Here is a 3,800-nt window from a genome sequence, read left to right as displayed (position 1 = left end):
GCCGACCGCACCACTCGCCAATTGCGAACTAATTGGCGAACTGGGGCTGAGCGGTGAATTGCGCGCGGTAGACGCCGCGCTGCCCGCAGCGGTGCAAGCTGGCGAAGCGGGGCACAGCCTGATACTACCCGCCGCCAACGCTGGCCTTGCCAGCATTCTCGATACCAGCGATATTCGCGAGGCCCACTCCTTACTCGCGGTAGTTGCCCACCTCCACGGCCAGCAAGCCCTGCCCTACGCCAGCGCCGACGATTCGGCGGAATTGGCCGAGCACTATCCCGACCTCAGCGAAGTGCGGGGCCAAGTGGGCGCCAAACGGGCACTGGAAATCGCCGCGGCGGGCGGTCATTCGCTTTTACTTAGCGGCCCACCTGGTACAGGAAAAACCCTACTTGCCAATCGCTTACCGGGTATTTTGCCACCCCTTAACGAAACTGAGCGTTTAGAAATTGCCACCGTGCAGTCAGTCGCTGGGCTCCCACTGCGGCTAAACCGGCCTTTTCGCGCCCCCCACCACACCGCGTCTGGGGTGGCGCTGGTTGGCGGTGGCAGCTATCCGCGGCCCGGTGAAATTTCCTTGGCCCATCACGGCGTATTATTTTTAGATGAACTGCCGGAATACCCCCGCAAAGTACTCGAAGTACTGCGCGAACCGATAGAGTCTGGTGAGGTAACCATCTCACGCGCTACCCAGCAGTTAACCTTCCCAGCTCGATTTCAATTAATAGCCGCGATGAATCCATGCCCCTGCGGTTTTGATGGCGACAGCAGCAAGGACTGCCGCTGCACCCCCGACCAAATCCAACGCTATCGGGGCAAGCTATCTGGGCCGCTACTCGACCGCATCGATTTACGCATTACCGTGCCCCGCCTACCGCCAGGGGTTTTACAGGAAGATGGCCTAGCGGAAAGCAGCGCCACCGTGCGCGAGCGAGTTTGCGCGGCCCGCGACCGCCAGTTGCAGCGCAGCGGCAATATCAACGCCCAACTCAGCGCCGCGCAGGTGCGGCAGTTTTGCGCGCTCAACACCCCCAGCAAGCAATTCATGCTCAAAGCTGAGCAAAAACTCGGGCTGAGCGCCCGCGCCCACCACCGCTTGCAAAAGATCGCACGCAGTATTGCTGACCTCGCTGGCGCCGAGGCTATTAGCCTCGCCCATTTACAGGAGGCCATGATTTACCGAGGCGAACTTTAACGGTATTAATTAGCCGCAGCTCGCCGATGAGTTCTTGTTAGCCATGGGCGCTGGTACAATGCTCGGCCCTTCTTGCATTACCTCGGGAAAGATCATCAGCGTGAGTAAACTCAACGACAGACAACGCGAAGCGGTTCGTTATATCGACGGCCCGATACTGGTGCTAGCAGGCGCTGGCAGCGGCAAAACCAGCGTTATCACGCGCAAAATGGCTTATTTGATCGAGCAATGCGGCATGCCTGCCCGTCATATTGCGGCGGTGACCTTTACCAATAAGGCCGCCCGCGAAATGAAGGAGCGCGTATCCCAGCTGGTAAAAGGCAAAGAGGCTCGTGGCCTCACGGTATCGACCTTCCACAATTTGGGCATGAACATTCTGCGCGCCGAGTACAAGGCGCTGCAGTACAAATCTGGTTTCTCTATTTTTGACGGCCAAGACGCGCAAACCCTGATTCGCGACTTATTAATACAGGATCACGGCGCCGAAAGTGACAACGCCGACCGCATTCAGCAGCGTATATCCCAGTGGAAAAACGAATTCATTACCCCCGAGCAGGCAATTGCCAGCGCCGACGGGCCAGCCGACATTCTTTGTTCCCAAGCGTATTTACGCTACCAAAGCGCTTTAAAAGCGTATAACGCGCTGGATTTTGACGATTTAATCATGCTGCCTGCGCTCTTGTTTGAGCAGCATCCCGCCATTTTAGAAAAATGGCAGCAGAAAATTCGCTATATGTTGGTGGACGAATACCAAGACACCAATGGCTCGCAATACCATTTGGTTAAGCAACTCGTCGGTGGCCGCGGCGGCCTAACCGTGGTGGGCGATGACGACCAATCAATCTACGCATGGCGCGGCGCCAAACCTGAAAACCTCGCCTTGCTAGGCAAAGACTACCCTCACCTAAAACTGGTCAAGCTCGAGCAGAACTACCGCTCCACCGCGCGCATCCTCAAAGCGGCCAATACGGTTATTGCCAACAACCCCCACGAAATGAATAAGGCACTGTGGTCTGAACTGGGTTATGGCGATCCGATTCGAGTTATTCGCTGCCGCAATGACGACGCCGAGTGTGAGCGGGTGGTCACCGAGATTCTCGACCACAAGCTCCGCACCCAAGGCCGTTTTGGCAATTATGCAGTGTTGTATCGGGGCAACCACCAGTCGCGTTTATTGGAGCTTAAACTTCAGGTTCACCAGATTCCCTACAAACTCAGCGGCGGCACCTCGTTTTTTAGCCGCAACGAGATTAAAGACATCATGGCCTATCTTCGCCTAATTATTAATCCCGGCGACGACAACGCCTTTTTGCGCATTGTAAACGTGCCGCGCCGCAAGATTGGCACCTCAACATTAGAGAACCTGGGGCGCTACGCCACCGAGCGCGAAATTAGCATGTACGATGCCTGCGACGAGTTTGGCCTCGCCCAGCGCCTGCCCGAGGCCGCCTTGCTGCGCCTTCGGGAGTTCACCAGCTGGCTGGGTAATTTACGTCGCAAATGCTACGAAGAAGACCCAATCGATAGCATTCGCCAGCTGTGTAGTGATATCGATTACTTAGATTGGCTTATCCAAAACAGCTCCTCGGTAGCAATTGCCGAGCGGCGCATGGCCAATGTTCACATTCTTATCAACTCCTTGGAAAAATCCCTTAAAGATGACGAAAGCGACAATGCCATTGAGGGCGCAATAACACGTCTGGTATTGCGCGATTTAATGGAGCGGCAAGAAGACGAAAAAGAGAGCGACGATCAAGTTCAGCTCATGACCTTACACGCCGCCAAAGGTTTGGAGTTTCCCCATGTGTTTATGATTGGCTTAGAAGAGGGGATTCTGCCCCACCAAAACAGCATCGACGATGGCATGGTCGAAGAAGAGCGCCGACTCTGCTATGTGGGTATTACCCGCGCCCAGCGCACCCTAACCATGAGCTACTGCGCCAAGCGTAAAAGCTTTGGCGAATTCACCAGCTGCGAACCCAGCCGCTTTCTTGCTGAGCTCCCCCAAGAAGATTTGGAATGGGAGGGCCGCGGCGACGCCGACCCTGCGCAAAACCAAAAACGCGGTGGCGAGACCTTGGCTAGTTTAAGGGATATGCTGGGTTGATAGCCGGTAAAATGCCGGTCAGGCGACGGCGTCTCGCCCCTGAGAGGCATGCAATTTTTTATAGAATGCCCTCACTGTTTTCGCAATGGCCTCATAACCCACCTCAAGATTGTCTGCACTGACCTTAACACCGAGGCCGCTCGCAGCCAGTTCCAACACCGATATTTCATCTTTTGCTAAGCTGATCTCATCGCGATAATTTAAGCCAAACTCATCAATCAAGCGCCGCGCGAGCTTAGCAGAAAGCCGAGGACGACCGGACACGGCATCTTGAAGTTGCTGTATAAATACTGCGTCGTCCTGATCCAGGGAAACATAGGCATCTGCACCCGCACGCAAGGCAGACAATAATTCGTCAGAATCGTCATAGAGTGTTGCCACAATACAACGACGCGGTGCTTGCAACTTCTTGGCTTTGGCAATTAATGACCGCACTGCGTCGAGAGAAAGTGTACAGAGGTCAATAAGTAGCAAATCTGGGGACCACGTTACCAGCTG

General features: G+C 55.2%; 3 protein-coding genes. 2 read left to right on the top strand and 1 reads right to left on the bottom strand.

Annotated features, from left to right (window positions below; genetic code table 11):
- Both ABYP33_RS17890 and rep read left to right on the top strand, forming a co-directional pair.
- A partial coding sequence (locus ABYP33_RS17890; protein WP_373092586.1) for a YifB family Mg chelatase-like AAA ATPase occupies positions 1–1,195 on the top strand: 1,195 nt, incomplete at its 5' end.
- A gap of 100 nt (positions 1,196–1,295) precedes the next feature.
- Positions 1,296–3,302: a DNA helicase Rep gene (rep, locus tag ABYP33_RS17885; protein ID WP_373092584.1), complete on the top strand. Its 2,007-nt coding sequence runs from the start codon at positions 1,296–1,298 to the stop codon at positions 3,300–3,302.
- Positions 3,303–3,320: 18 nt separating this feature from the next.
- Here the strand turns inward: rep and ABYP33_RS17880 are convergent.
- Positions 3,321–3,800, bottom strand: a 480-nt coding sequence (locus ABYP33_RS17880; protein ID WP_373092582.1) for a hypothetical protein, incomplete at its 5' end; no start/stop codon positions are given.

This window comes from Zhongshania sp. (assembly GCF_041584495.1).
Lineage (GTDB): Bacteria > Pseudomonadota > Gammaproteobacteria > Pseudomonadales > Spongiibacteraceae > Spongiibacter.
The sequence above is the reverse complement of the archived record's forward strand: the minus strand, read 5'-3'. Positions and strand labels throughout refer to the sequence as shown.